Origin of the sequence: Streptomyces sp. SID5910 (genome assembly GCF_009862125.1) — a bacterium.
Lineage (GTDB): Bacteria > Actinomycetota > Actinomycetes > Streptomycetales > Streptomycetaceae > Streptomyces.
The window spans coordinates 1-22,073 of sequence record NZ_WWHX01000280.1 but is presented as its reverse complement, the minus strand read 5'-3'; the positions used below and the strand labels follow the sequence as shown (position 1 = coordinate 22,073).

At 68.8% G+C, this 22,073-nt stretch carries 22 protein-coding genes and 1 pseudogene; 13 read left to right on the top strand and 10 right to left on the bottom strand.

Translation table 11 applies throughout. The annotated features are described in order from the left end of the window. Positions 1-198 precede the first annotated feature (198 nt). The 3 genes from GTW67_RS09565 to GTW67_RS09555 are packed head-to-tail and all read left to right on the top strand — an operon-like array spanning position 199 to position 3,563. A complete protein-coding gene (locus GTW67_RS09565; RefSeq protein WP_161164372.1) occupies positions 199-1,071 on the top strand; it encodes a phosphate ABC transporter substrate-binding protein in 873 nt (290 codons plus the stop codon). Positions 1,072-1,074: 3 nt separating this feature from the next. Beyond that, entirely contained in the window at positions 1,075-2,886 is a 1,812-nt protein-coding gene (gene pstC, locus GTW67_RS09560; protein WP_161164371.1) for a phosphate ABC transporter permease subunit PstC, read from the top strand. Continuing rightward, complete coding sequence (locus GTW67_RS09555; RefSeq protein WP_161164370.1) at positions 2,874-3,563, top strand: phosphate ABC transporter ATP-binding protein; 690 nt, start codon at positions 2,874-2,876, stop codon at positions 3,561-3,563. Before pstC ends, GTW67_RS09555 begins: the two co-directional genes overlap by 13 nt. 120 nt (positions 3,564-3,683) lie before the next feature. Here GTW67_RS09555 and GTW67_RS09550 read toward each other — a convergent pair whose 3' ends face one another. Beyond that, positions 3,684-4,073 (bottom strand): ArsR/SmtB family transcription factor, encoded by a 390-nt coding sequence (locus tag GTW67_RS09550; RefSeq protein ID WP_237518755.1) that lies wholly within the window; start codon positions 4,071-4,073, stop codon positions 3,684-3,686. Positions 4,074-4,142: 69 nt separating this feature from the next. Beyond that, on the bottom strand, positions 4,143-4,502 hold the full coding sequence (locus tag GTW67_RS09545; RefSeq protein ID WP_007445854.1) for an ArsR/SmtB family transcription factor: 360 nt from the start codon (positions 4,500-4,502) through the stop codon (positions 4,143-4,145). A 156-nt stretch (positions 4,503-4,658) separates the two neighbouring features. On the opposite strand from GTW67_RS09545, the gene GTW67_RS09540 reads away from it, so the two are divergent. From GTW67_RS09540 to GTW67_RS09525, 4 genes are all read left to right on the top strand, one after another. Continuing rightward, positions 4,659-6,053 (top strand): FAD-dependent oxidoreductase, encoded by a 1,395-nt coding sequence (locus tag GTW67_RS09540; protein ID WP_161164369.1) that lies wholly within the window; start codon positions 4,659-4,661, stop codon positions 6,051-6,053. A 67-nt stretch (positions 6,054-6,120) separates the two neighbouring features. Beyond that, on the top strand, positions 6,121-6,579 hold the full coding sequence (locus GTW67_RS09535) for an ArsI/CadI family heavy metal resistance metalloenzyme (RefSeq protein ID WP_161164368.1): 459 nt from the start codon (positions 6,121-6,123) through the stop codon (positions 6,577-6,579). A 7-nt stretch (positions 6,580-6,586) separates the two neighbouring features. Then, entirely contained in the window at positions 6,587-7,816 is a 1,230-nt protein-coding gene (locus GTW67_RS09530; RefSeq protein WP_161164367.1) for an MFS transporter, read from the top strand. Positions 7,817-7,954: 138 nt separating this feature from the next. Further along, entirely contained in the window at positions 7,955-8,317 is a 363-nt protein-coding gene (locus GTW67_RS09525) for an ArsR/SmtB family transcription factor (protein ID WP_161164382.1), read from the top strand. Between the two features lie 297 nt (positions 8,318-8,614). Here the strand turns inward: GTW67_RS09525 and GTW67_RS09520 are convergent, their stop codons facing one another. From GTW67_RS09520 to GTW67_RS09505, 3 genes are all read right to left on the bottom strand, one after another. Beyond that, complete coding sequence (locus GTW67_RS09520; RefSeq protein ID WP_161164366.1) at positions 8,615-9,673, bottom strand: ArsO family NAD(P)H-dependent flavin-containing monooxygenase; 1,059 nt, start codon at positions 9,671-9,673, stop codon at positions 8,615-8,617. A gap of 193 nt (positions 9,674-9,866) precedes the next feature. After that, the gene (arsB, locus tag GTW67_RS09510) at positions 9,867-10,976 is read right to left on the bottom strand and encodes an ACR3 family arsenite efflux transporter (protein ID WP_161164364.1); all 1,110 of its coding nucleotides are present in this window, start codon (positions 10,974-10,976) and stop codon (positions 9,867-9,869) included. After that, complete coding sequence (locus GTW67_RS09505) at positions 10,973-11,281, bottom strand: ArsR/SmtB family transcription factor (RefSeq protein ID WP_114531522.1); 309 nt, start codon at positions 11,279-11,281, stop codon at positions 10,973-10,975. Before GTW67_RS09505 ends, arsB begins: the two co-directional genes overlap by 4 nt. Before the next feature lie 92 nt (positions 11,282-11,373). Here GTW67_RS09505 and GTW67_RS09500 point away from each other — a divergent pair, with 92 nt between their 5' ends. From GTW67_RS09500 to GTW67_RS09475, 6 genes and pseudogenes are all read left to right on the top strand, one after another. After that, a complete protein-coding gene (locus GTW67_RS09500) occupies positions 11,374-11,787 on the top strand; it encodes an arsenate reductase ArsC (RefSeq protein ID WP_161164363.1) in 414 nt (137 codons plus the stop codon). Beyond that, positions 11,784-12,770 carry a thioredoxin-disulfide reductase gene (gene trxB, locus GTW67_RS09495; RefSeq protein WP_161164362.1) on the top strand — a complete coding sequence of 329 codons (987 nt, stop codon included), beginning with the start codon at positions 11,784-11,786 and terminating at the stop codon, positions 12,768-12,770. Before GTW67_RS09500 ends, trxB begins: the two co-directional genes overlap by 4 nt. 45 nt (positions 12,771-12,815) lie before the next feature. Further along, positions 12,816-13,139: a thioredoxin gene (trxA, locus tag GTW67_RS09490; RefSeq protein ID WP_161164361.1), complete on the top strand. Its 324-nt coding sequence runs from the start codon at positions 12,816-12,818 to the stop codon at positions 13,137-13,139. Between the two features lie 551 nt (positions 13,140-13,690). Beyond that, the gene (gene lplAB, locus GTW67_RS09485; protein WP_161164360.1) at positions 13,691-14,755 is read left to right on the top strand and encodes a lipoate-protein ligase LplAB; all 1,065 of its coding nucleotides are present in this window, start codon (positions 13,691-13,693) and stop codon (positions 14,753-14,755) included. 89 nt (positions 14,756-14,844) lie between these two features. After that, positions 14,845-15,375, top strand: a pseudogene (locus GTW67_RS09480) (lipoate--protein ligase family protein); the annotation flags it as partial. A gap of 139 nt (positions 15,376-15,514) precedes the next feature. Next, complete coding sequence (locus GTW67_RS09475; RefSeq protein ID WP_161164359.1) at positions 15,515-16,180, top strand: hypothetical protein; 666 nt, start codon at positions 15,515-15,517, stop codon at positions 16,178-16,180. 16 nt (positions 16,181-16,196) lie between these two features. Here the strand turns inward: GTW67_RS09475 and GTW67_RS09470 are convergent, their stop codons facing one another. The 5 genes from GTW67_RS09470 to GTW67_RS09450 all read right to left on the bottom strand — a co-directional run. Then, on the bottom strand, positions 16,197-17,723 hold the full coding sequence (locus GTW67_RS09470; protein ID WP_161164358.1) for an NCS1 family nucleobase:cation symporter-1: 1,527 nt from the start codon (positions 17,721-17,723) through the stop codon (positions 16,197-16,199). Between the two features lie 118 nt (positions 17,724-17,841). Continuing rightward, positions 17,842-18,864, bottom strand: coding sequence for a TIGR03842 family LLM class F420-dependent oxidoreductase (locus GTW67_RS09465; RefSeq protein WP_161164357.1), 1,023 nt, complete (start codon positions 18,862-18,864; stop codon positions 17,842-17,844). An 11-nt stretch (positions 18,865-18,875) separates the two neighbouring features. After that, the gene (gene hydA, locus GTW67_RS09460) at positions 18,876-20,282 is read right to left on the bottom strand and encodes a dihydropyrimidinase (protein WP_161164356.1); all 1,407 of its coding nucleotides are present in this window, start codon (positions 20,280-20,282) and stop codon (positions 18,876-18,878) included. 28 nt (positions 20,283-20,310) lie between these two features. Then, complete coding sequence (locus GTW67_RS09455; RefSeq protein WP_161164355.1) at positions 20,311-21,153, bottom strand: nitrilase-related carbon-nitrogen hydrolase; 843 nt, start codon at positions 21,151-21,153, stop codon at positions 20,311-20,313. 102 nt (positions 21,154-21,255) lie between these two features. Then, positions 21,256-22,073, bottom strand: an 818-nt coding sequence (locus GTW67_RS09450; RefSeq protein ID WP_161164354.1) for a PucR family transcriptional regulator, incomplete at its 5' end; no start/stop codon positions are given.

The window sequence follows — 22,073 nt, the reverse complement described above, 5'->3', positions numbered from 1 at the left end:
CACAGCGTTCCTCCACGCCCCACCCAGCACTCGGGACACCCCTCCGTCTGCCATTGGCATGACGGACGGGGACAGTCCGCCTACCAGCCCGGTCCTTCCTCGTCTGTCACACCCGTGACCGTCCTGAGGGCGTCGCATCGCGCCCTGTCCCCCTGCACCCCGAGTACCACGGTCACGCGCAAAGGAAGGGCCTCAGAAATGTTCAGCAAGAAGCGCCGTCTCGCATGCCTCGTAACTTCGGCACTGGCGGTCGTGTCCTTGGCCGGTTGCGCCGACGGCGGAGCCGGAAAGAGTGGCGCGCTGCAGGTCAGCGGGTCCACCACCGTGGCTCCGGTCGCCGCCGACGCGGCCGAGGCGCTCAAGGCCGACGGACTCGACATCACCGTCGCCACCCAGGGCGGTTCGGCCGGCGGCATCTCGCAGCTCGCCTCCGGGCAGATCACCATCGCCCTGAGCTCGAAGCCCCTGTCCGAAGAGGACAAGGCCGCAAACCCCAACACCGACTTCGTCTCCACACAGATCGGCGCCGACGCCGTCGGCATCATCGTCACCAAGCAGGTCGCCGACGCCGGAGTCAAGAACCTCACCGCCGACCAGGTGCGTGACCTGTTCGAAGGCAAGATCAAGAACTGGTCCGAAGTCGGCGGCCCGGATCTCGACGTCTTCGTCTACGACAAGGAACCGGGGCGAGGCACGCGAGAGGTCCTGGACAAGTACATCTACGGGGACGAGAAGGCCCCGCCGCCGCCCGAGTCCGGGAACTTCGCCATCGTCGGCGGCAACCTGGAGACCCGCAACAAGCTGGAGTCCACGCCTGGGGCCGTGGCACCTCTGTCCACCAGCTTCGTCGAAGGACGCGACCGCCTGGCCGCGGTCACGCTGGACGGGATAGAGGCGTCACCCGAGAACATCGCCACGGGCAAGTACCCCATGTCCCGTCCCCTCTACTTGATCACCAACGGCAAGCCGGAGGGCACCGCCAAGAAGTTCATCGACTACGTACTCTCCGCCAAGGGCCAGGCCCTGATGACCAAGCACGACTACCTGACCCTCAAGGAAATCGGGAAGTAGTCGATGACCACCAAGACCCTGACACGGCCTCCCGACGCACCCGACGTCGGCAGCCGCCCACGCCCCTCCACATGGATCTGGAGCTGGCTGTACGGCGGGGCCTTCGCCGTGGCGGCCCTGCTCCTGACCGTCATCGGATACCTCGGCGCAGGGCTCGCCAGCGGGCACGTCGACTGGCTTGAACTGCTGACGGAAAAGGCATGGGCCCCGACGAGCTCCGTGTACGGCGGCCTGGCAATGATCTACGGAACCGCCGTGGTGTCCGCCCTCGCGCTGGTCATCGCCGTACCGATCAGCTGGGCCGCAGCCGTCGCACTGTCGGAGTACCTCCCGCCCCGTCTGTCCCGGCCACTGCGCATGTGCGTGGAGCTACTCGCAGCCGTACCGTCCATCGTCTACGGCCTCATCGGCATCATGGTCGTCCGCCCTGTCATTGCGCAGATCGCCGACGTACCCGGTGGCGACAGTCTCGCCGCCGCCGGCATCGTCCTCGCCGTCATGATCACCCCGACCATCGTGGCGGTCAGCGTCGACGCACTCGCTGCTGTACCGGACCGTGTCCGCGAGTCCGCGTACTCCCTCGGCCTGACCCGCCGGGAAGTGGTCCGCTCAGCAGTACTGCCGCTTGCCAGGTCCGGCATGCGAGCCGCTGTGCTGCTCGGACTGGCCCGAGCGCTGGGCGAAGCCATCGCCGTCTTCCTGGTCGTCGGCAGGGCGGACGGACGACTGCCCACCAGTTTCGGGGGGTTCCTCGACTCGCTGTCCCACCCCGGCCAGACTCTGACGACGAAACTCGCCGGTCCGGAGCCCGTCCTTGCCGGGACCTCAGGCCCCTACTTCGCCGCGCTGTGCGCACTCGGTCTCATCCTCCTGGCGCTGGTGGCCGCCGCGACCATCTGGGGCACCCGAAGTCGCACCCGCAAGAACGCGGCGGCACGCACTCCGCGCTTCCGGGGGACATCTCGGATGCGGTTGCAGCGGGACCGGCTCGTCATGACGCTGCGGCTGGGCGCCCTGCTCCTACCCAGTGCCCTCCTCCTCGGCATGCTCGGTCTGCTGGTGACGCGAGGGAACTCGGCGTTCAATCCGTCTTTCTGGTTCTCATCAGCGACGGGCGCGGCAGGAGGAGGCGTCCGCGACCAGATCGTCGGCACCGTGCTCCTTATCCTCGCCACCGGCATCCTGGCCCTGCCCCTCGGATTCGGTGCGGGCATCCTGATCGGCGTCCACGCATCCGAGCGCACCGCGCGAGTGCTGCAGACCTTCACGGTCGTCCTCGGCGGGGCTCCGACCATCCTGCTGGGCCTGGCCGGATTCGTGATCCTCTCCACCACCATGGGCTGGGGCCGGTCGTGGCTGGCCGGCGCGATCGTACTCGTTCCCGTCGTGGTGCCGGTGATAGCCCTGACGACATCCGCCCGTGTCAGGAGCATCCCCCCGGAACTCAAGGAAAGTGCCATGTCCCTCGGCCTGACGCGCGCACAGTTCGTCCGCTCCGTCGTCGTTCCGTACACCTGGCCCGCAACGATCACCGGACTGCTGCTCGGACTGGCCCGCGCCGCCGGCGAGACCGCCCCGTTGATCTTCACTGCAACGGTCTTCTTCGGCGCACCCGCCCTGCCGAGCGGCATCGTGGAAGCGCCGGTGCAGGCACTACCGACCCACATCTTCACGCTCTCCCAGGACTCGGGAGACCCACAGGCCGTCACCCAGGCATGGGGAAGCGCCATGGTGCTGGTCATCATCACAGCCGTACTTCTCAGCGCGGCGGTCGCGCTGCGCAACCGCTTTGAGGGGGAACGATGGACAACGTGATCACCGTGCGCGAACTCCGCGTGCGCAGCAGGGACAAGAACCTTGTCGGCCCCGTCTCCTTCAGCCTCAAGCACGGGTCGACCACGGGCCTGTGCGGACCGTCCGGGGTGGGCAAATCCACGGTTCTGCGCGCCCTGGTGGAACTGCTCCCCAACGGACTGACCCGCGATGGGGAACTGCAGGTGCTGGACCGCACGATCGCCCCCGGCAAGGGAGACGCCGACCTGAGGTCGAAGATCGTCCTTGTGCCTCAGACGCCTGTCGTCTTCGGGGGCAGTATCCTCGACAACGCCCTGTTCGGGCTCCGCCATCTTCTCCGCGCCTCCCAGGAGGTCCTGCGCGAGCGAGCGGAGAAGGCGCTGGAGGAAGCCGGACTGTGGAAGGAGGTCGCCGACCGGCTCGACTCACCCGCGCAGAATCTGTCCGCGGGGCAGCGCCAACGACTCTGCCTTGCCCGGGCTCTGGCCCTGGAGCCGGCCGGACTGCTGCTCGACGAGCCCACCAGCGCCCTTGACGAACGCAGCAGGGACAAGGTCGAACAGTCCATTTCGGCGCTGCGCGGAAGCCGTGCCGTCCTCCTGGTCTCCCACGACCCGGCACAGGTGGAACGCCTGTGCGATACGACCGTCCACCTGGACCAACCCGTGACGGCATCCACACCTGCCGCCGTGGGCTGATCGCCAGTGGGTGGACGAAGGTCTGCCAACGCCCACAGCTTCTCGACCACGCCGCACCTCGCGTCGTTGCACCTCACCGCACCGCTCGGAGGCGGGGCCCCGGCCCCGACGGCGGGATACCTACGCGCCGACCTGGCTGCGCTGATGCAGGATCTGCATCAGCGCAGCGCGTACACCTGCACCCAGCTTGTAGTAGACGAGCCGACCGTCACGTCTGCTCTCGATCAGGCCGATACAGCGCAGTCGTTTCAGGTGATGGCTGACGGTGGCCGGTGACACCCCGACGTCCGCCAACTCATGCACAGGGGCTTCACCCCCGGACTGCTCCGCGAGCTTCATCAACAGCTGCAGACGAACGGGATCTCCCAGGGCCTTGAAGACATTGGACCACCAGACCATGTCGGCCGCACTCAGCTCCAGACACGTCCCGTCACAAGCAGAGCCCGCCCCTGTCTGACACATGACATCTCCCTCCCAGCGTCCCTTCTGGGATCCGTTACCGGTGGGCATGTCCTGGCACCCAGGGGACCGCAGCACACCGTCCGAGCGCACACCTGCGGACGAGCAGAGCCGACCGGTTCAGGTGGTCTGCGACAGCAGTCCCGCCATGGCCGACAAAACGCCGGGCGCAACTCGGTAGTACACCCAACTGGCACGGCGCTCCGACTCAAGAAGTCCGGCCTCTCTCAGCTTGCGCAGGTGGTGGCTGACCGTGGGCTGAGAGACTCCGACATCCTGAATGTCACAGACACAGGCCTCGCCGCCCGGCCGAGCAGCGATCTTCGAAAACAGCCGCAGCCGGACGGGATCGGACAGCGCCTTGAACATCACGGCGATCTTTTCCGAGTCCGCAGCGGACAGCTCTTCCTTGCCCAGCGGCTGGCAGCACCAGGACGCGGTGGCGTTCACGTTGGTGGAGTCCAGAGCCAGATTCGACATGCCTCTATGTTGACAGGCATCTAATCATTTGCCAAGCAGTAAGCGGAACCCCTCTGCGCCCGATCGGGCACAGGATAGATGAACTTCTATGTTGACGGATGTCGATTCCGGATGCATCCTGGCGGCATCGACAAACATCGAAGCCGAGGAGTCATCGTGACTGCGCCCGCCGTCCTCACCCCGCCCGTAGTCGTCATCGGCGCCGGACCCATTGGGCTGGCTGCCGCAGCTCATCTGCTGGAACGGGGTCTGCGCCCGCTCGTGCTGGAAGCTGGCCCCACCGCCGGCAGCGCCGTCAGCAAGTGGGCACACGTCCGCCTGTTCTCCACCTGGGGCGAGGTCGTGGACCCCGCCGCCGAAAAGCTCCTCACCCCCACCGGGTGGAGCAGGCCCGACAGCAGCACCTACCCCAGCGGCGGTGACTGGGTGAAGCACTATCTGCAGCCGCTTGCCGACACCCTCGGCGACCAGATCCGCTACGGAGCCCGAGTCACCGGCGTCTCGAAGGCCGGTCGGGACCGCGTCGTGGACGCCGACCGCGACGCACAGCCGTACGTCGTCCAGGTGAGGCACACCGACGGCCGGGAAGAAAGGATCACCGCCTCTGCGGTGATCGATGCCTCCGGCACCTGGTCCCTGCCCTCCCCCGCCGGCAGCAGCGGTCTGCCCGCCCTCGGCGAGCACATGGCCTCCGACCATGTCACCTACCGCATCCCCGACCTCACCGACCCGGCGGTGCGCGCACGCTACGCGGGAAAGCGCACCGCGGTCATCGGCTCGGGCGCCTCGGCATTCACCGCACTCGCCTCACTGGCCGAACTCGCGCGATCGCAGAACAGCGCGACGACAAAGACTGTATGGGTACTGCGCCGCGGCCTCTCGGGCTCCACCTACGGCGGCGGCGAAGCGGACCAGCTGCCCGCACGCGGTGCTCTCGGCCTGGCAGCCAAGGCCGCCGTCGATGAGGGCCACGCCGAGGCGGTCACCGGCTTTCGCACCGAGGCCGTAGAACGCGGTGCTGAGGACCGGCTGATCCTCGTCGCGGAGGACGGTCGGCGGCTCCAGGCAGTGGACGAGGTCATTGTCCTGACCGGTTTCCGCCCCGACCTGTCCTTCCTCTCCGAGGTCCGCCTGCGCCTGGACGAGCGCCTGCAGGCACCGGTCGAGCTCGCTCCGCTGATCGACCCCAACCAGCACTCGTGCGGAACCGTCTACCCGCACGGCCATCGGGAACTGTCCCACCCGGACTCCGGTGTCTACCTGGTCGGCATGAAGAGCTACGGACGAGCTCCCACGTTCCTGGCAATGACCGGCTACGAGCAGGTCCGATCCGTCGCGGCCGCCCTGGCCGGCGAAACCGAAGCTGCCGACCGCGTCGAACTGGTCCTGCCGGAAACCGGCGTGTGCGGAGGCTCCGGACTCTTCGACACGGACGGCGCCGCCGAGCCCGAAACGGAAGGCTGCTGCTCTCCGTCCGCTCCGCAGCTGGTCCAGTTGTCCACCATCTCCCCCGGACCGGCCACGACACCCGGCAGCAGCTGCAACGCCTGATCGTCCCCACCCGCAGCCGTTGCGGCCGCGGGAGCCTGCACCATTGAACCGGCAGGAGGAATGTCCCATGTCACGGATACAACTCGCCCTGCGAGTTCCCGACTTGCAGTCAGCCATCGCCTTCTACAGCAAGCTCTTCGACACCGAGCCGACCAAGCTCCGTGATGGCTACGCGAACTTCGCCGTCACCGAGCCGCCGCTCAAGCTCGTTCTGATCGAGGGAAAAGAGGGCGCGGACACCCGCCTGGACCACCTCGGCGTCGAGGTGGCATCCACCGAGGACGTTGCGGCAGCCACCGCACGGCTGCACGAGGCGGGGCTGAGCACCCGCGAAGAGAACGACACCACCTGCTGCTACGCCCTGCAGGACAAGGTGTGGGTACACGGCCCCGGTCAGGAGCCATGGGAGGTGTACGTCGTGAAGGCAGACGCCGACACCCTGGCCAAGCAACCCGGCAGCACGTGTTGCGCACCCACCGACGCCGTCCAACCGGGGCCGCAGGCCACCACAACCAGTTGTTGCTGACCGGCTCATGAGCTACCGCTCCATGGCCTCCCCCTCGGCCGCCCTCGACCAGCCGGTGCGGCCGCGGGCGGCCCTCCCCGCGCTGTGTCTGACCCAGATCACGAGCTGGGGCATCGTCTACTACGCCTTTCCCGTCCTCAACCCACAGATCACCATGGCCACCGGCTGGAGCGCCACCGCGACCACGGCCGCGTTCTCCGCAGCCTTGCTGATGTCCGCCATTGCCGGCATCCGCATCGGCCGCATCCTCGATGCCCGAGGCCCTCGCACCGTCATGACCGTCGGATCGGCGGTCGGCACAGTCAGCTTGGTCATCATCGCCAACGCCCCCAACCTGACCCTATTCACCGCCGGATGGCTACTGGCCGGTTTCGCCATGGCCTCCACCTTCTACCAACCCGCGTTCGCGGCGCTTACGCGCTGGTGGGCCCCCAACCACGTACGTGCGCTGACGATCGTCACACTTGTTGGCGGCCTGGCATCGACCGTCTTCGCACCACTCACCGCCCAGTTGGCCAATCACTTCAGTTGGCGTCATACCTACCTGCTCCTGGCTCTCGTCCTGGCCACAGTGACGGTGCCCGTCCACGCCTATGCCCTGCGCGGCCCATGGCCCGCCACCCCACCCCCGAGCACAACAGGTGAGACCGCATCTACAGTCGTCATCACGCGTAGCCGTCCCTTCCTTCTTCTGGCAACGGCTCTGACCCTGTCGGCGTTCGCAACGTACGCCGTCGTCATCACCCTCGTCCCCCTACTGCTCGACCGCGGCCACACCGCTGCCGAAGCCGCCTGGGCCCTGGGGCTGGGCGGAGCCGGCCAGACCCTCGGCCGCACCCTCTACGCCTCACTGGCCCGCCGCAGCTCCCCCGCTCTACGCGCAGCAGTGCTGATCGGCATGGGAGGAGTGACCACCGCGGCCTTCGCGCTCATTCCCGGCCCCTACGGGGTGCTTGCGGCGCTGGCCGTCATCGCCGGCACCGTCCGCGGCAACCTGACCCTGCTGCAGGCCACCGCCATCACAGACCGATGGGGCGCCAATCGCTACGGCCGCCTCTCCGGCCTCCTCGCCGCCCCCACGACGACCGCCTCCGCACTCGCTCCGTTCGCCGGCACCGCCCTGGCCGCCCCTCTCGGCGGCTACCCCCACCTGTTCGCCGTTCTCGCGTTGACCTCGGCCGCCGCTGCGCTCATCGCCTGGTACACGGCACCAACTACGGCTGCCACAAAGCCATAGCCACCAAGGACCGAAACGGAGGGGGCCTGCCCTAGCAGCTGCCCAACATCAGGTGAACTCGCAGTCCGGCCATATTCGATCGTGTCAAGGTGATCACACTGCGTCTATGGTTGACGGGTGACTGTCATAGATCTGCAGATGTCGGATGACGGGTTCCTCGAAGGTGGCTCGTGCGGGCCAGGGCTGAACTGCCAGCCCCTGGAGCGATCAGAAGCCGAACAACTGTCCACGATACTGAGATCCATCGCCGACCCCACCCGCCTGCAATTGTTTCGTCTCCTGGAACAGGCACCCAATGGCGAGGCTTGCGTGTGCGATCTGGCCGACAGCCTGGGGCTGCGCCAGTCCACAGTCAGTCACCACCTGAAGATCATGACTGAGGCAGGACTCCTGGACCGCGAACGGCGCGGTACTTGGGCCTGGTTCTCCGTCAACCACGAAGGACTGCGGCGGATTCGCTCCATCCTGGACCCGGCCCCCCTGACCACGACCGACCAGTGAGTCACAGACACCCCTCTCCGCACTCAGCCGAACTGGGGCGACCGTTCGTTCAGAACGTGTATTCCTGCTGATGCAACTCAACCTAGGCTCACCAGCCATTCAAGCAGCGCCGCACTGGCTTCGCTCCCCTCCAACGGGACCTACTGAAGACGGCCCGCAGCATGAGGTCCGTCCTCTCCGACCAAGCGAGCCGAGACTCCAACGACTCGGGACTCGTCAGGCTCCGCTGCCGGAGTCCGTGGCCCCCGAAGCGCGACAGGTCGTCAGCAGGTGCGCTGACGACACCTGCTTTCACTCTCAGGCACCGAGGAGACCGGCGATCTCGCGGGCCGCGTCGCGGGCCGGGCGTCCGACGCCGATGAGGGTGGCGGAGGCGGGGCCGGTCCAGTCGCCGTAGCCGAGGAGGTGCAGGCGTGGCTCGTCAGCGGCCCGCGTGCCCACCGTGGCGATGTGCCCGCGCCGGCCACGCAGGCCGAGGGGCACCAGGTGCGAGAGGGCCGGGCGGAAGCCGGTGCACCAGACGACCGCATCGACGGGCGCCCGCGTGCCGTCGACCCAGACGGCACCGTCGCGGTCGAGGCGTTCGAACATGGGTGATGCCTTGAGCCGCCCGGCGTCACGGGCCTCACGGACCGGCGGTACGGCGACGATGTCGCCGAGCGAGGCGACGCCTCCGGTGTCGGTGCGGCCGGCGTCGAGGGCTCGGCGGCGGGCGGTGGCCGCGTCGAATAGGGCGCGGCCGTCGATGTCGTCGGCGAGGTAGCGGGGCGGGCGCTGGGTGACCCAGGTCAGTTCGGTGTCGTACGCGAGGTCGGCGGCGATCTGGGCGCCGGAATTGCCTCCGCCGACGACGATCACTCGCTGGCCTGTGAAGTCCTGCGGGCTGCGGTAGGAGACGGTGTGCAGCTGCCGTCCCTCGAATTCCCCGCGGCCGGGTACTGCGGGGAGGAAGGGGCGCCACCAGGTGCCGGTCGCGCTGATCACCGCGCGGGCCTGCCAGGCACCGGAGTCGGTCTCGACTCTCAGCAGCCGGCCGTCGTCGTGCACGCCGAGCACCCGGACCGGCCGTTGGAGGGGCAGCTCGTACCGCTTTTCGTAGTCGCTCAAGTACCTCACCACGTGCCCGGCATCGGGGTACTCCTCGCCGGACTGCGGCGGCATGAGGCGGCCCGGGAGGGAGGAGAAGGCGGCCGGGGAGAACAGGTGGAGGGAGTCCCAGGTGTGCTGCCAGGCCCCGCCCGGGGTGGCCTGTGCGTCGAGGACGACGAAGTCCAGACCCTTGCGGCGCAGGTGGTAGCCGGCGGCGAGCCCTGCCTGGCCGCCGCCGATCACCACCACGTCGGTGTGCTGGGTCATGCCGCCTGCACCGCCGCGCTCGTGGTGCACCGGGCGGTGCGGACCGTCACCTCGTGGGACTGCCCGAACGGTCCCCGACGCGCGGTCCGGTGCGCCACGAGCGTGTGGTCGCGGCAGACGGCGGCTCCCCAGGCGTGGCAGACGCCGACGGCCCTGCCGGTCGTCCCCCTCGCGCGGCAGTCGAGGCGGTGCATCAGTAGTCCCTCCCGGGGGTGGTGACGGCAGACGGGGCGAACTTCTTGCGCCAGGCCAGGGACACGTAGACAAGGCCGATCAGGACGGGCACCTCGATGAGCGGTCCCACGACGCCGGACAGGGCCTGGCCGGAGGTGACGCCGAAGGTGGCGATGGCGACGGCGATGGCCAGCTCGAAGTTGTTGCCGGCGGCAGTGAAGGCGAGGGTGGCCGTGCGGTCGTAGGCGAGGCCGATCGCCTTGCCCAGCAGGAAGGTCCCGGCCCACATCACGGCAAAGTACACCAGCAGCGGCAGCGCGATACGTACGACGTCGAGGGGCTGGGAGGTGATGGTCTTCCCCTGCAAGGCGAAGAGGATGACGATCGTGAACAGCAGGCCGTACAGCGCCCAGGGGCCGATCTTCGGCAGGAACTTCTGCTCGTAGCTCTCGCGGCCCATCTTCTTCTCGCCTATGCGGCGGGTGAGGAATCCGGCGAGGAGCGGGATACCGAGGAACACCACGACGTTGAGCGCGATCTTCCATACGGAGACGTCCAGGCCCTGTCCGTCGCCGAGGCCGAGCCACTGGGGCAGCAGGTCGAGGTAGAACCAGCCGAGCAGGCCGAACGCGATCACCTGGAAGACGGAGTTGAGGGCGACCAGGACGGCGGCGGCCTCGCGGTCGCCGCAAGCGAGGTCGTTCCAGATGATGACCATGGCGATGCAGCGGGCCAGGCCGACGACGATCAGCCCGGTGCGGTACTCGGGCAGGTCCGGCAGGAAGATCCAGGCCAGCGCGAACATCACGGCCGGGCCGATCAGCCAGTTGATGACCAGCGAGGAGACCATCAGTCTCTTGTCACCGGTGACGGCGTCGAGCTTGTCGTAACGGACCTTGGCCAGGACCGGATACATCATGATCAGCAGGCCCAGGGCGATCGGCAGGGAGATACCGCCGACCTCCAGGTGCGCGAGGGCGTCGTTCATCCCGGGGATGGCACGCCCCAGTCCGAGCCCGACGGCCATGGCGATGAGGATCCAGACGGCGAGGAAGCGGTCGAGCGTCGACAACTTCGCGACGACGGAGGACTCCTCGGTGCTCGTCGCGGGTGCTTCGGTGCGGGTCACGGACAGGCCCTCTTGTTCTCGGCGGCGGTGCGGGCGGACTCGGCCAGGTCGGCGAACTGGCCGGCGAGCGAGGCGATGACGTCCGGGCGGAGTTTGTAGTACGTGTAGCGGCCGCACGGCTCGGTCTCGACGACTCCGGCCTCGCGCAGCACTCTCAGGTGGTTGGAGAGGTTGGTCTGCCGGGCACCTGTCTCCTCCACGAGGTGCGTGGTGCACAGCGTCTCTTGGGCGAGCAGGGTCACGATCCGCAGCCTGAGCGGGTCCGCCAGAACCCGGATCAGGTCAGTGTCGACTGACGTCATCATGCGCTGATACTCTCACATCAGTGGTGACTGACACCACCGGGTGCTGACGTCATGCGCGCCTGATGTCGTCGTGAGACAAGAGAGACCTCCTGATGCCCGACAAGCCCTCCGTGCTCTTCGTCTGTGTCCACAACGCCGGCCGCTCACAGATGGCCGCCGCCTGGCTGACCCACCTGGCGGGGGACCGCGTCGAAGTCCGTTCCGCCGGCTCTAACCCGGGCGAGAACGTCAATCCCGCCGCCGTCGAGGCGATGCGCGAGGTCGGCATCGACATCTCCGCCGAGGTGCCCAAGATGCTGACGGTGGACGCGGTCAAGGAGTCCGACGTCTGCATCACCATGGGCTGCGGCGACACCTGCCCGGTCTTCCCCGGCAAGCGGTACCTGGACTGGCAGCTGGAGGACCCGGCCGGCCAGGGCGTCGAGGCCGTCCGCCCGATCCGCGACGAAATCAAGGTGCTGGTCGAGGGCCTGGTCAAGGAGATCGCGCCGGAGCCGCAGTCATGAGCTCGGCCACGGACGTCCGCGAGGTCATTGTCATCGGGTCGGGCCCGGCGGGCTACACGGCCGCGCTCTACACCGCCCGCGCCCAGCTCCGGCCACTCGTGTTCGGCGGAGCCGTCTTCGTCGGCGGAGCGCTCACCACGACGACCGAGGTCGAGAACTTCCCCGGCTTCCCCGAGGGCATCGAGGGCCCGGACCTGGTGGCGAACATGCGCGCCCAGGCCGAGAGGTTCGGGGCCGAGATGATCGACGACGACATCGTCGCCGTCGACCTGGCCGGCGACATCAAGACCGTCACCGACACCTCCGGGACCGTACACCGCGCGAAGACGGTGATCGTCGCCACAGGCTCCGGCTACCGCAAGCTCGGCCTGCCCAAGGAGGACGCACTGTCCGGACGCGGAGTGTCCTGGTGCGCGACCTGCGACGGCTTCTTCTTCCGCGACCGCGACATCGTGGTGGTCGGCGGCGGCGACACCGCAATGGAGGAGGCGACCTTCCTCACCCGCTTCGCCCGCTCGGTGACTGTCGTGCACCGCCGCTCGACGCTGCGTGCCTCGCAGGTGATGCAGAACCGCGCCTTCTGCGACGACAAGATCTCCTTCGCGTTCGACAGCGAGATCGCGGAGATCAAGGAAGCCAACGGCATGCTCTCCGGTGTCGTCCTGAGGGACGTCTTCACCGGCGACACGCGCGATCTGGACGTCACGGGACTGTTCTTCGCCATCGGCCACGACCCGCGCACCGAAATGGTCAAGGGTCAGTTGGAGCTGGACGACGAGGGCTACCTGAAGGTGGAGGCCCCGTCGACGCGTACGAACATTTCGGGCGTCTTCGGCGCGGGCGACGTCGTCGACCACACCTACCGGCAGGCGATCACCGCCGCGGCCAGCGGCTGCCAGGCCGCACTGGACGCCGAACGGTACCTGGCCGCCCTCGCCCACCGGACACCCGCCGAGCCGGAGAAGACCCCGGCAACCGTCTGAACCCGCCGGCACCACAGCAGTACGAGCCAGACAGAGGAGGCCGCCATGGCCCTCAAGAACGTGACGGACGATTCCTTCGAGCAGGACGTCCTGAAAAGCGACAAGCCCGTCCTCGTAGACTTCTGGGCAGCCTGGTGCGGCCCGTGCCGCCAGCTCGCACCCTCCCTGGAGGCCCTCGCTGCCGAGCACAGCGACGCGATCGAGATCGTGAAGCTCAACATCGACGAGAACCCGGGCATCGCCGCCAAGTACGGTGTGATGTCCATCCCGACGGTGAATGTCTACAAGGGCGGCGAGGTCGTGCAGACCATCGTCGGCGCCAAGCCGAAGTCAGCGCTGGAGCGCGAGTTGGCCGACCACCTGCGCTAAACGTCAGGCGGGAACCGGCTCCGCAGAGGACCGGCCCCCTTCGCCACAGTCACCAGGACTGGGTGCCTGAGGTATCGCGGATGCACTCTGCCGAGAGCCTGCGTCGGCAGACCGCCATCCGCCGGGTACAGGATCGCGCGGACCCCTTTCAGTCCGTCGTAGTTCACCGAAAACCAGGCCCAGATACCGCGGCGTCAGCGGTTCAGCAGGCCGGCCGCGGTCATGATCAGCTTCTTGTCCGACCCGTCGCTATGTCCACATGCGGTCCTTGTACTTGAAGTATTGGTCGTACACATCCACATTGTCCCAGGGATCTGGGCTGCAATTCGAACCGAAACGACCCGGCCAGAGACATCCAGAGGCAGCCAAAATGCTTATACGCTGCAAAAACATGAGAAAGGCAGATGAGTCAGGACGTACGCCGGGCTCGTGAGGCTACACATCGCCCGCCACAGGCGAGTATTAAGGTGCATTCCGACAGATGTACGCATCCGTCCGTGCCAGAGCAGCAAGCTCAGGGCACGTAAAGCGCGCTGGAAGGAAACGAAGCCGTGCATGGCGAGTACAAGATGCCCGGCGGCAAGCTGGTCGTCGTGGATCTGGATGTCGAAGACGGTGTCCTGCGCAACGTACGAGTCGCCGGGGACTTCTTCCTGGAGCCGGACGAGGCGATCCTCTCGATCAACACAGCCCTTGAGGGCTCACCCTCGTCGACGGACGCCGCAGGGCTGGCCGCCCGGATCACGGCGGCGCTGCCGGAGTCGACCGTAATGCTCGGGCTGACAGCAGAGGGCGTCGGCATCGCCGTCCGGCGCGCTCTGGCCCACGCGACCGAGTGGAGCGACTACGACTGGCAGCTGGTGCACATGGAGCCGCAGGCGCCGGCCCTGCACATGGCGCTGGACGAGGTGATCACCGCCGAGGTGGCCGCCGGACGGCGCGCCCCGACCCTACGGGTATGGGAGTGGGCCTCCCCCTCCGTCGTGATCGGCAGCTTCCAGTCCCTGCGGAACGAGGTGGACCCTGATGGGGCTGCGAAGCACGGGATGACCGTGGTGCGCCGTATTTCTGGTGGTGGCGCCATGTTCGTAGAGCCCATGAGTACGATCACGTACTCCCTGTCCGTGCCGGAGTCCCTGGTCTCGGGCCTCTCCTTCGCAGACAGCTACGCCTACCTCGACGACTGGGTGCTCGGCGCACTCGGCGACATGGGCATCAAGGCCTGGTACCAGCCCCTGAACGACATCGCCACCGAGGCCGGCAAGATTGCCGGTGCGGCCCAGAAGCGCGTGGTCGGCCCCGATGGCGGCCCTGGAGCCGTCCTCCATCACGTGACGATGTCCTACGACATCGACGCTGACAAGATGCTCGAGGTGCTCCGCATCGGCAAGGAGAAGATGTCCGACAAGGGCACCAAGAGCGCCAAGAAGCGTGTCGACCCGCTCCGTCGGCAGACGGGCCTCGCGCGGGAGCAGGTCATCGAGAACATGGTCGCCTCCTTCCGCAACCGTTATGGGCTGACCACCGGCGAAGTCACGGCGGAAGAGATGGTCCGCGCGGAGGAACTGGTGCGGACGAAGTTCGCCACCGAGGAGTGGACCGCGCGCGTGCCGTGAACGCCGCGTCGGTGCCGCCTCGCACCTGGCAGGGCGAGTAGGCCCTTGCCCGTGATCACGCCGGGTCGTAGTGTCTTCCCCGTCCGACCTTCGTGGAGCCCGGCAACACGATCACCTACTCGCTGTCCGTGCCGGAGGCGCTGGTGCAGGGCCTGTCCTTCCAGGACAGCTACGCCTACCTCGACGACTGGGTGCTCGGCGCCCTCGGCGACATGGGCATCCGCGCCTGGTACCAGCCGCTGAACGACATCGCCACCGACCAGGGCAAGATCGCGGGCGCCGCGCAGAAGCGGGTCGTCGGACCCGGCGGGGGCCCCGGCGCGGTGCTGCACCACGTGACCATGTCCTACGACATCGACGCCGACAAGATGCTGGAGGTGCTGCGCATCGGGCGGGAGAAGCTCAGCGACAAGGGCATCAGGAGCGCGAAGAAGCGGGTGGATCCGCTGCGCCGGCAGACCGGTCTGCCCCGCGAGGCCGTGATCGAGCGGATGATCGCCTCCTTCGGCGCCCGGTACGGCCTCACCCGGGGCAAGGTGACCGACGAGGAGCTGGCGCGGGCCCGGGAGCTGGCGGACACCAAGTTCTCCGCACCCGCGTGGACGGCCCGGGTGCCCTGACGGGCCGTCCCGGTGTGTCTGCGTCACCGGCCGGGCACGCAGCGAGTTCGCCCTTCCGCCCCACAGGTACTCGTGTGAGACTGGCGTCCCCGTCCGCCGTGCGGACCCTTTCCGTACCGTCCCCCACGAGAAGTGCGCCGTGCGTTCTCTTCCTCTGCCGCTCGCCCTGACCGCGCGCCTGGCCCCGGTCGTCGTGCTCGCCACGGCGGGCTGGGTGATGTCGTCCGGGCCGGACACGACCCCGGCCGCCGAGGACAGCACGCCGCCCGACGGCGGCCGCCCGTCCGCCTCGGCCCCGGCGACGCAGGCGGTGACGAAGACCTACGCCGCCGCCCCCGCGCCCTGCGGCAGCCTGGCCGCGAAGACGATCACGTCGCTCGTCCCGGGGGCCAAGGCGGAGGGCAAGGAGATCCCGTCGACGGACACGAAGGTGCGCCGCACCTGCTCGTGGAACGCGCTCAAGGGGTACGACTACCGCTGGCTGGACGTGTCCTACGAGGTGATGGGCTCGGACGAGGCGGCGAAGAAGTCGTACAGGGAGCGGGTCGCCGACCGCAGCGGCGGCGGGGCCGTCCCGGGGCTCGGTGACGAGGGCTACTCCGTCGTGAACCTCACGACCGAGGACAAGCAGCAGACCCGGGAGGGCACCGTGCTGGTCCGCGCGGCCAACGCCCTGGTGACGATCACGTACAACGGCAGTGACTTCGAGACCAAGAAGGCCCCCGGCACGGACGAGATCAACAAGGGGGCCATCAAGGCGGCCAAGGAGGCGGTGGCCGCCCTCCAGGGCGGTCAGGCCGGCTGACCGCCCCGACGGTGTCTCAGCGGGCGGCCCGGTCCCGGGCGCCGGGCAGCATCAGCAGCAGGTACAGCAGCATCGACGTGCCGAGGCCCACCGCCCAGCCGTAGTCGGCCAGCGGTTCGAGGAACGGCACGGGCCGGCCGTCGATCAGGGGGTGGAAGTCCGCGCCGCCGACGGCGAGGACGCCGCCGGTGACGAAGGCGAGGACCGCCCGCCAGTTCCAGCCGCCGGAGTACCAGTAGCGTCCGCCCGCACGGTACAGGTCGGCGAGGTCGAGGCGGGCGCGGCGCAGGATCCAGTAGTCGGCGATGAGGATGCCGGCGACCGTGCCGAGCAGTCCGCCGACCAGGCCGAGCCAGGTGAAGATGTAGCCCTGCGGGTCGGAGTACAGCTTCCACGGGAAGATCAGCACGGCGAGGACGCAGGTGATGATCGCGCCGGCCCGGAAACTCACCTTGCGGGGCGCGACGTTGGAGAAGTCGAAGGCCGGTGAGACAAGGTTGGCCGCGATGTTCACGGACAGCGTCGCCACCAGCACGGTGACGAGGGCGAAGAGCAGCCCCACCACGTTGTCGGTCTTGGCGGCGAGCTGCACCGGGTCCCAGATCGGTTCGCCGTAGACCGCCTGCGAGCCGGAGGTCACCATGACCGACAGGAAGGCGAACAGGGTCATCGTGGTCGGCAGGCCGAGGGCCTGGCCGCGGGTCTGGGCCTTCTGGCTCTTGCCGTAGCGGGTGAAGTCCGGGATGTTCAGGGACAGCGTGGACCAGAAGCCGATCATGCCCATGAGGGAGGGCCAGAACAGCTTCCAGAAGTCGCCGCCCCAGCCCAGCTTCGACGGCTGGTCGAACAGCGGGCCGAAGCCGCCCGCCTGGTCGGTCATCCACCACAGCATCACGAAGGCGCCGACGAGGACGAAGGGCGCCGCCCAGTTCTCGAAGCGGCGGATGGTCTCCATGCCCCGGTAGATGATGACGACCTGGATCGCCCAGAAGATCGCGAACGACAGCCACATCGTCCACGGGTGGCCGCCGAACGACGCGGCGCCCGACCAGCTGTCGCCGATGAGCTTGCCGGCCAGGAAGTAGATGGCCTCGCCGCCGATCCAGGTCTGGATGCCGAACCAGCCGCAGGCCACCAACGCCCGTACGACGGCGGGCAGGTTGGCGCCGCGGATGCCGAAGGAGGCGCGGGCGAAGACCGGGAAGGGGATGCCGTACTTGGGTCCCGCGTGTCCGGTGAGGAGCATCGGGACGAGCACGATCAGGTTGGCCAGGGCGATGGTGAGCACCGCCTGCTTCCAGTCCATGCCGACGGCGATCAGACCGGAGGCCAGGGTCCAGGAGGCCGTGTTGTGGGCCATGCCGACCCACAGCGCGGAGAAGTTGTACGTGGTCCAGGTGCGCCCCTCGACGGGGACCGGCAGCAGATCCTCGTTGGCGTAGGGGCCGCTCGGCGGCGGGGAGCCCGGGGCGAGCTCCACGCGCCCGTCGGGGAGGGTGACTTGGGCGGACGGCGGTATGGCCGTGGGCGCGGTGTCGGTCATGGGCAGGCCAATCATGCGGTGGGTCGGGAGAGGCCGTGCGGGCGGTGCCGAGGGGGGTGCGCGGGTGCGCCCTGGCCCCCTTCCCGCAGGTGGCGGGGAGGGGGAGTACCGGGAGGGGTCAGCCGTTGACGGCCGGGATGACCTCGGTGCCGTACGCGTCGATGACGGCTTCCTGTGCGTCGTGCATGTCGTACACGGCGAACTGGTCGACGCCGAGGGCGCGCAGGGCGGTCAGCTTCTCGATGTGCTTCTCGGCCGGTCCGATCAGGCAGAACCGGTCGACGATCTTGTCCGGCACGAACTGCGTGTCCGGGTTTCCGCTGCGTCCGTGGTGGGCGTAGTCGTAGCCCTGACGGGCCTTGATGTAGTCGGTGAGTTCGTCGGGGACGGCGGCGGAGTGCTCGCCGTACTTGGCGACCAGGTCGGCGACGTGGTTGCCGACCATGCCGCCGAACCAGCGGCACTGCTCGCGGGCGTGGGCGAGTGCCTCGGGCGAGTCGTCGGCGGTGACGTAGGCGGGGGCGGCGACGCAGATCGTCACCTCGGACGGGTCGCGGCCGGCCTGCGCCGCGGCGTCCTTGACGGCCCGGACCATGTACTCGGTGAGGTAGGGGTCGGCGAGCTGGAGGATGAAGCCGTCGGCCTCCTCGCCGGTCATCTTCAGGGCCTTGGGCCCGTACGCGGCCATCCACACGGGGAGTTCGGCGTCGGGCTTGATCCAGGGGAACCGGACGACGGTGCCGCCGCCGAGGTCGGCCTCCTCTCCCCTGCCCAGCGCCCGGATGACCTTCATGGCCTCGCTGATGCGGGCCAGGGTGTTGGGCTTGCGGCCGGCGACGCGCATCGCGGAGTCGCCGCGGCCGATGCCGCAGACGGTGCGGTTGCCGTACATGTCGTTGAGGGTGGCGAAGGTGGACGCGGTCACCTCCCAGGTGCGGGTGCCCGGGTTGGTGACCATCGTGCCGACCTTGAGCCTCGCGGTCCGGGCCAGGATCTGGCTGTAGATCACAAAGGGTTCCTGCCACAGCACGGCGGAGTCGAAGGTCCAGCCGTGGGTGAACCCGTTGTCCTCAGCCCGTTGCATCAGGCTGACGACACGGGAGGCCGGCGGGTCGGTCTGGAGGACGAGTCCGAAGTCCATGGGCACCGCTCCTAGTTCAGGTACTGGCAGGTGGAGCGCGGGGTGTAGACGCCGTGGCCCTTGCGCCCGCTGTACTCCCGCTCGGTGACGACCGGTACGCCGCGCGAGAGCACGGTCTCGACGCGGCCGGTGATCCGCTTGCCCTCGTACGCCGAGTAGTCGACGTTCATGTGGTGGGTCTCGGCGGAGACGACCTGTTCGGCGTGCGGATCGTAGATCACCACGTCGGCGTCGGCGCCGGGCGCGATGGTCCCCTTCTTCGGGTAGAGGCCGAACATGCGGGCCGGGGTGGCGCAGGCGATCTCGATCCAGCGGCGGCGGCTGATGTGGCCGTCGACGACGGCCTGGTGGAGCAGGTCCATGCGGTTCTCGACGCCCGGCATGCCGTTGGGGATCTTGGAGAAGTCGCCGCGGCCCAGTTCCTTCTGGCCGGTGAAGCAGAAGGGGCAGTGGTCGGTGGAGACCACCTGGAGGTCGTTGGTCCTGAGGCCCTTCCAGAGCGCCGCCTGGTGCTCGCGCGGCCGCAGCGGCGTGCTGCACACGTACTTGGCGCCCTCGAAGTCCGGTTCGGCGAGGTTGTCGGTGGACAGGAACAGGTACTGCGGGCAGGTCTCGCCGAAGACGTTCAGCCCGTCGTCGCGGGCCCGGATCAGCTCGGCGACGGCCTCCTGCGCCGACACGTGCACGACGTACAGGGGCGCCCCGGCGACCTGGGCGAGCTTGATCGCGCGGTGGGTGGCCTCGGCCTCAAGCAGGGCCTTGCGGACCTCGCCGTGGTAGCGGGGGTCGGTCTCGCCGCGGGCGAGGGCCTGCTCGACCAGGACGTCGATGGCGATGCCGTTCTCGGCGTGCATCATGATCAGTCCGCCGTTGCCGGCGGCGCGCTGCATGGCCCGCAGGATCTGGCCGTCGTCGGAGTAGAAGACGCCCGGGTAGGCCATGAACTGCTTGAAGGAGGTGACGCCCTCCTCCACCAGCAGGTCCATCTCCTTGAGCGTCTTCTCGTTGACGTCGGAGACGATCATGTGGAAGCCGTAGTCGATGGCGCAGTTGCCCTCGGCCTTGGCGTGCCAGGCGTCGAGGCCCTCGCGCAGGGAGTGGCCGACGCTCTGGATGGCGAAGTCGACGATGGTGGTCGTACCGCCCCAGGCGGCGGCCCGGGTGCCCGTCTCGAAGGTGTCCGCGGCGTAGGTGCCGCCGAAGGGCATCTCCATGTGGGTGTGGCCGTCGACGCCGCCCGGGATGACGTACTTGCCGGTGGCGTCGATCGTCCGCTCGGCCGAGAACGCCTCGGCGGCCGGGGTGCCGGACGCGGCGAGGGCGGCGACGCGGCCGTCCTCGATCAGCACGTCGGCGTGGATCTCGTCGGACGCGGTGACGACGAGGCCACCGCGGATGACGGTACGACTGCTGGTCATGCTGGTCCCTCCTGTCGGGAGCGGTCGGTCAGGGCGCGGTCAGCGGCGTGTACGCGCCCGGCGCCCGGTCGCGGTAGAACTGCCAGCGGTCGCGGACCTCGCGCAGCTTGCCCGTGTCGAGGTCGCGGACGACGAGTTCGCTCTCCTTGTCGCTCGCGACCTCGCCGACGAACTGCGCCTCGGGGTCGACGAAGTAGGAGGTGCCGTAGAAGTCGTTGTCCCCGTACTCCTCGACGCCGACGCGGTTGATGGCGCCGACGAAGTACTCGTTGGCGACGGCCGCCGCCGGCTGCTCCAGCTGCCACAGGTAGCCGGACAGGCCGCGTGAGGTGGCCGACGGGTTGAAGACGACCTCGGCGCCTTCGAGGCCGAGCGCCCGCCAGCCCTCCGGGAAGTGCCGGTCGTAGCAGATGTAGACGCCGATGCGGCCGACGGCGGTGTCGAAGACGGGCCAGCCGGAGTTGCCGGGGCGGAAGTAGAACTTCTCCCAGAAGCCGCGCACCTGGGGGATGTGGGTCTTGCGGTACTTGCCGAGGTAGGAGCCGTCGGCGTCGATCACGGCGGCGGTGTTGTAGAGGACGCCCGGCTGCTCCTCCTCGTACATCGGCAGCACCAGGACGATGCCGTGCTCACGGGCCAGGGCGCGAAAGCGCTCGACGATCGGGCCGTCGGGGATGCGCTCGGCGTAGGCGTAGAACTCGGGGTCCTGGACCTGGCAGAAGTAGGGCCCGTAGAACAGCTCCTGAAAGCACAGGACTTGGGCCCCCTGGGCGGCGGCGTCGCGGACCGCCTGCTCGTGGACCCGGATCATCGACTCCTTGTCGCCCGTCCATGCGGTCTGGAAGAGCGCGGCACGGATCACTCGGCTCATTGTCGGCCTCCACTCGCTCGGTGTGCTGTGAGCGTAGGGACGGCGCGTGGCCGGATCGACTGGCACGGTGTCACGTCTGCGGGGGTCGGGCATTGCACGGTGTCACCCCTGTTGTGCGTCGTGGGCGAGGAGCGCGATGTGCACGGACGCGGCCTGCTCGAAGTCGTCGAGGTCCACGCCGAGCCGGGCCTGTATGGCCTCCAGGCGGCGGTAGAGCGCGGGGCGCGAGACGTGGTGGAGCTGGGCGGTGCGGGACTTGTTGCGGCCGGTGGCGAGGTAGGTGCGCAGGACGGGGAGCAGGTCCTCGTCGGGGCCGCGCAGCAGCCCGTCCAGCTCCCGTTCGGCGAAGGACTGCACGTGCGGGTCGTCGCGCAGCAGCCGTACCAGGCCGCGCAGATGGATGTCGCGCAGGCGCACGACGGGCGGCAGGTCGAGGGCCGCCGCGGAGTCGGTGACGGCGTCGGCGACGTGCTGCGCCTCGCGCAGGCCGGCCGGTACGTCGTCCCAGGCGGTGCGGGCGTCGGCCGCGGCGACCACGGCGCCGGCGCCGGGCTCCGTGCGCAGCCGGGCCGCGAAGTGGTCGGCCAGCGCCCTGGCGTCCTGGTCGCGGGCGAGGCTGAGCAGGACGGCGGTCGTGTCGTCGGTGAGCCGGGCGGTGAGGCCCGGCAGGCCCAGCAGCCGCAGCACCCGGCCGAGGCGGGCCGGGTCCTCGTCGCGGACGGCCAGCGGCACGAAGACCCGCCGGTTGACCGGCAGTCCGGCGGCCCGCGCCCGCGGCAGCAGCTGCCGTGCCGGTACGGCCCCGCCCGCCAGGTCGGTGAGCAGGCTCCGGGCGGACTGCTCCTCCCAGGACGGCGTCGCGGGGCCGCCCAGCATGCGGTGCAGGACGAGGGCCTCGGCGGCGCGGTCGGCCAGCAGCC